This window comes from Euzebyales bacterium, from assembly GCA_035461305.1.
In the GTDB taxonomy this organism is placed as follows: Bacteria; Actinomycetota; Nitriliruptoria; order Euzebyales; family JAHELV01; genus JAHELV01.
On sequence record DATHVN010000067.1, the window covers coordinates 1 to 5266 of the forward strand.

The following is a 5266-nucleotide window of genomic DNA, read 5'->3' on the forward strand; positions in this document are numbered from 1 at the left end:
ATAGCTGATGCGCCGGTCGGCATGCTGATGGCGGCCAGACCCGCGGTCGGCGGCGATGCCACGTTGATAGACGTCCTCGCCGATGACCCGGCAGCACGGGTGCGGGTGCTGCGACCGTTGGGATCGGCAGCGGTTCGCGAGCTCGTGCGGCGCGCTTTCGGAGGCACAGGAGGAGGTCTGTCAACGCTGCGTTGCGTTGACGGCCGGTACCCCCTTGCAGTTGCGTGAGCTGCTCATCGCTGTCGAGCGGCCTGCCAGAGGGCTCGACGAGCTGGCGCTGGTCGAAGGCGCGACGGAGGCGGCGCGTTCGTTGGAGCACTCGGTGATGCGCCGCCTCGCGGCGATGACGCGGCCCGCGCGCGCAATCGCGCATGCGGCCGCGGTGGAGGACTGTGTCCCGCTGCACCTCGCTGCTGCGCTGGCGGAGGTCGATCTGCCGGCCGCGGCGGACGGCGCGGACGAACTGGCCAGGGCTGATGTCCTGCAGGTGGGGGATCCGCTCAGGTTCATCCATCCGCTGGTACGAGCCGCCGTTCATGGCGGGATGCCAGAGCGCGACCAGCGCGGCAATGCACGCGCGCGCGGCGCTGTTGCTGGCTGACGCCGGAGGACCGGATGAGGTGGTCAGTGCACACCTCGCAGCCGGTGACGATCGCGTGGTCGCGCAGCTGCGTGCCGCCGCGAAGCGGGCCATGCGTCAGGGAGCGCCGACGTCATCGGCCACGTATCTGCGGCGCGCCGTGCGTGAACCGCCAGCTGTTGAGGTGCGGCCGGTGGTGCTGGCCGAGCTGGGGCACGCTGAGGTGACCGCCGGGCTTCCCGACGCCGTCGCGCACCTGCAGGCCGCGGTTGCGCTGACCGGCGACGCGCACGAGCGTGCCCGCCTGTTGCTCAAGCTGGGCAGAGCGCTGCATCACAATGGGCAGCTCGACGACGCGTGCGCAGCCTTCAGCCGTGGTCTCCGAGAACTGAGCCCGGTCGAGCCAGGTGACGAGCTGGCCATCGAAATGCAGGGTGGCTACCTCAACGCAGCCATGTTCACCCCCGACCGCGCCGGCGACGCGCATCGCCGAGCACCACAGATTCTGGATGGAGCGGACGCGCTGTCGACCACGCCTGAGCTGGCGCTGCTGAGCAAGGCAGTGATGATGCGGACCTGGGCCGCCGGCCCACGTCAGGAGATCGTCGCGGCGGCCAGGCGGCTCCTCCACCACGGGCTGCTGCTCGACGACGCCGACGCTGACGAGCAGGTCCCCTGGCAGGTCATCGCAGCGCTGGAGTGGTGCGACGACGTCGCCAGCGTAAAGCAGGCGGTGCGGTTGGCCCTCGCAGACGCCCGCCGCGGCGGGTCGGTGCTGGCGTTCGTCCTGGCCAGTGTGCTTCGCGCCCGACAGGCGCTGTGGACCGGCTCCATCGCTGAGGCGGTGCACGACGCCAGATCCGCACTCGAAGTGCTGCCGGCCGGGTCGGTATACGAGTCATCCGCCGCCTACTGCCTGGTGTAGGGTCTTGTCGAGCAGGGCTGGTCGTCTGAAGCGGCGCCGGTGCTCGAGCGCACCGGCCCGCATCGACAGGCCCCGCCGTTCTGGGCGGCATGGTGGGAGATGGCTCGCGGGCGGCTCGCTGCGTGCCAGGGCGACGGCGAGCAGACGCTGCAGGCGTTCCGCGCGACCGGTCGCCATCACGAGGTGTTGCAGATCAACAATCCCGCGGTCCTGCCACGGCGTTCCGAGGCCGGCCTCGTCGCCAGCCGCCTCGGACGGCTGGAGCTGGCCCGCAACCTCATCAGCGAGGAGGAGACGCTCGCCGAGTCTTTCGGTGCGCCACGTGCGATCGGCGTCGCGCGCCGCGCCGCCGGCCTGCTGGCCCGTGGCCACACGGCTGTGCAGCTGCTGCAATCGGCGGTCGTCGTGCTCGCTGATTCCGGTGCCCGGGTGGAGCACGCCCGCGCGCTGACTGATCTCGGCAGGGCGAGGCGTCGCGACGGGCGGCCGGCGGAGGCCCGCCGAACGCTCCGCACGGCGCTCGCGCTCGCGGAAGACACCAGCGCCGAGGCGCTCGCCACACAGCGCGCGACGAGCTGCGCCTCGCTGGCGGGCGGGCCCCAACGCGGGCGGGGCGGCCCAGTCTTACTCCGGGCGAGCGGCGCGTCGCCGAGCTCGCGGCCGACGGCCACAGCAACCGGCAGATCGCCAACAGCCTGTTCATCACCGTCAAGGCCGTTGAATGGCACCTGCGAAACACGTACCTCAAGCCGAGCATCCGCGGCCGCGAGCAACTCGACGGCGCGCTGCGCACGCTGTCGTCGGCTGACCGCGAGCGCTGAGCCGCACCTGTGTGGGCGCCATCCGGCAGGGGTGGAACCTAGACCCTGGGGTCGATGCTGGGGTTGTGCCGCCAACGTGACCGTGGACCGGGAAACATGACCCAGTGTCGGACCCGGAACCATCCGGGCTCCTGCGCGACAACAGGAAGCAGTCACCGGCACCGAACATGAGGAGCGCACATGTCCGCACGACGTCACCGTCTCGCAGCACTGCTCCGCGGGCTGCGAACCGAACTCCGACGCATCAGACGCGACCTCGTCATCGAGTCGCCCGTACCCGTCCTGCGCGACTACCCGGTTCGCGCCGTCCACGCCCCCGCACCACACGACGCGTGACGTGTGTCGCCCACTGCGCCCCCGGGACCGCCGAGCGGAAGGACAATGACATGATCCTCGTCACCGGAGCCACCGGCACGGTTGGGAGCGGGGTCTGCCGGCAGCTGCACGCGGCCGGCGTGCGACCACGGGCGCTGGTACGTGACGGCGCGGCGGCGCGGACCCTCCTCGGCGACCGGATCGATCCCGTCGAGGGTGATCTCGACCGGCCCGAGACCCTCGACCCCGCCCTAGCCGGTATCGATCGCCTGTTCCTGCTCACCCGTCAGAGCCGGCGCCAGCCCGAACAGGAACGCGCCATCATCGACGCAGCGGCCCGAGCTGGCACGATGCGGATCGTCAAGCTCTCAGTGTTTCGTGCCGACAAGGCCTCCCAGCTGCGAATCGCGCGTCAGCACGCCGATGCCGAACAGGCGGTACGGCGGTCCGGATTGGCGCACGTGTTCGTCCGACCGGTGTTTTTCATGCAGAACCTGATCCGCATGGCCCGCGCGGGCGCACTGTACACTGCCGCGGGCGACGGGCGGGTCGCAATGGTCGACGCGCGAGATGTCGCCGCAGTCTCAGCTGACCTCCTCCGCGGCCCGCTGCGCGATCGCCGAGCCCACACGCTGACGGGCCCGCAGGCGATGACATTCGACGAAGCTGCCGAGATCCTCTCGGACCAGACGGGCCGCCGATTCCGACACGTACGGGTCTCACCTGCCGACGTGCGCACCGCCTTGGAACGCAGCGGGGTGGAACCGTGGTTCGCAGCAGACATGGCGCGGCTCCACAGCATGCTCGCGGACGGCTATGAAGACAGGACGACAGACGACGTACGCGCGGTCACCGGTACATCACCTCGCACGCTCGCCGAGTTCGGACGCGACCTTGCCCACCACCTTCGCTGATTAGCACCGCCGCAACTGGGCCGCGTCCGTCAAGTTGGTGTAGGAGAAGACTTTCGGCTTCATCCTCGAGCGACCGTCAGGCGGTCGCGGACAGTGACTGTGTGTCTTCCTCCTCCTGGCCTGGTTGGGTTGATGACGGTCAGGTTGGTGCTGTCGTAAGGTCGTGGCGGAGGATGGCTATGGCGGCGGCGAGGCGATCGGGCTGTACAAGACCGAACTGATCGACCAGTACCCGACCTCGTGGACCGGCCGCGCCGAGTTCGAACGCGAGACCGCCGCCTGTGGTGTGTCGGCGTCAGGTCACGGCGGGGATGGCATAGCCGGCCACGATCGCCGTGACGAAGATCGCCGCGACGACACCCGCCAGGACACGGCGGGACACCAGCGTGGAGAGCACGGCCAGTTCGGGCAGGTTGACGCCCGCGCCGGCGATGATCAACGCGACCACGGCGCCGTCGGCCATGCCCTGGTCGCGCAGTGCCGCCGCGATCGGTACGAACGCCTCACCGGACACGTACAGCGGCGTGCCGACCACCGCCGCGACGGGCACGGCCAGCGGGTTGTCGGGACCTGCGACCGTGGCCAGCGGGTCGCGCGGCACGACGCCCACGACCCGACGGCGATGATGGCGGCGACACCGAGTGGCAGCGCCAACCCGCGGATCAGGCCGATCGCGTATCGTGCACCGTCGCGAGCCTCGGTCGCCCAGCCCTGCCACGGCGGGCCCGGACCGAACGGGTCCGGACCGCAGGCCGGGTCGGCGTCGTCACTGCGGGAACGGGTGACGGCCGCGTCCGCCCGCCCAGCGACGCACACCCGGTCGGCCTGCCCGCACGCCCATCGCGTCGGCGACCAGCGTTGCGGTCAACGTCACCGCCGTGTACAGCACCGCCGTACGCGGTCCGAAGATCACGGCGAGCGCGACGAAGATCAACGGGTCAACACCGGCGCGCTGCGCGACAAGGTGCTCGACACGCTGGCGGCCTGTGACGCCGGCAGGTGCCAACTGACCCTGCCGCCCTCCAGCCGTGGTCAACTCTGATGGTGCCGGGTGAGCGGGTCAGCGCCGCGGGGAGTGACCGTGCGGTCCAGGCGATGCGGATCAGGCTGGCGAGGATGGCTGCGAGCAGCGGCCATGCGAGCGGTGGCGTCACGATCGCCTGCGTGGTCAGCATGGCGGTGTCGAGGACGAGCAGGGTGGCGCCGCCTGCCGCGCCCAGTCGGGTGCGGCGGTAGCTGTGGCGGCTGGTCGTCGCGGTGACCAACGCTGCGACGACCGCGCACAGCAGCGCCGCGAGGAGGAACCGGACCGGGTGTGGCATCGGCCAGGTCCAGCCGCGGCCCGCGATCAGGCTGGCGGCCCAGCACGCGCCGACGATCGGCCCGCTGGTCAGTAGCCGCAGTGCCATCCGACGGCCGGGTGCGTGCGTGACGAAGGCGTCGATGATCTGGTCGGGTGTGCCGAACTCGGCGATGGCGGCGTCGGCGGCGCTCGTGGGCGACAGCCCGGCAGCGAGATGGCTGTGCCAGGTCTCGGTGAGCCCGTCGGCCAGTTCGTCGACCGCGCTGCCCGGCAGACGGCCGGCGAGCAACGCGAGGTGATCGTCGATCAGGTGGTGGCGGGCCATGGCTGCTCGAGCAGGGTCGTGACGGTCGCGGCGAACTCCCGCCAGGTGGTGCGGTCGGTCTGCAGGCGCCGTTCGCCACGGGC

The 5266-nt window shown here is 70.9% G+C and carries 8 protein-coding genes; 5 read left to right on the forward strand and 3 right to left on the reverse strand.

What is annotated here, in order from left to right; genetic code table 11:
- The first annotated feature begins 214 nt into the window (after positions 1-214).
- The 5 genes from VK923_06275 to VK923_06295 all read left to right on the forward strand — a co-directional run bounded on the left by VK923_06275 (position 215) and on the right by VK923_06295 (position 3555).
- Positions 215-601, forward strand: coding sequence for a hypothetical protein (locus VK923_06275; protein HSJ44270.1), 387 nt, complete (start codon positions 215-217; stop codon positions 599-601).
- A gap of 19 nt (positions 602-620) precedes the next feature.
- A complete protein-coding gene (locus VK923_06280) occupies positions 621-1505 on the forward strand; it encodes a hypothetical protein (GenBank protein HSJ44271.1) in 885 nt (294 codons plus the stop codon).
- Between the two features lie 39 nt (positions 1506-1544).
- Complete coding sequence (locus tag VK923_06285; GenBank protein ID HSJ44272.1) at positions 1545-2426, forward strand: hypothetical protein; 882 nt, start codon at positions 1545-1547, stop codon at positions 2424-2426.
- Positions 2427-2506: 80 nt separating this feature from the next.
- A complete protein-coding gene (locus VK923_06290; GenBank protein ID HSJ44273.1) occupies positions 2507-2662 on the forward strand; it encodes a hypothetical protein in 156 nt (51 codons plus the stop codon).
- 50 nt (positions 2663-2712) lie between these two features.
- Positions 2713-3555 carry an SDR family oxidoreductase gene (locus tag VK923_06295; GenBank protein ID HSJ44274.1) on the forward strand — a complete coding sequence of 281 codons (843 nt, stop codon included), beginning with the start codon at positions 2713-2715 and terminating at the stop codon, positions 3553-3555.
- 295 nt (positions 3556-3850) lie between these two features.
- On the opposite strand, the gene VK923_06300 is transcribed toward VK923_06295, so the two are convergent.
- From VK923_06300 to VK923_06310, 3 genes are all read right to left on the reverse strand, one after another.
- Positions 3851-4156, reverse strand: coding sequence for a permease (locus VK923_06300; GenBank protein HSJ44275.1), 306 nt, complete (start codon positions 4154-4156; stop codon positions 3851-3853).
- 165 nt (positions 4157-4321) lie between these two features.
- Entirely contained in the window at positions 4322-4489 is a 168-nt protein-coding gene (locus tag VK923_06305; GenBank protein HSJ44276.1) for a hypothetical protein, read from the reverse strand.
- Between the two features lie 4 nt (positions 4490-4493).
- On the reverse strand, positions 4494-5183 hold the full coding sequence (locus tag VK923_06310; GenBank protein ID HSJ44277.1) for a hypothetical protein: 690 nt from the start codon (positions 5181-5183) through the stop codon (positions 4494-4496).
- Between the last annotated feature and the right edge of the window lie 83 nt (positions 5184-5266).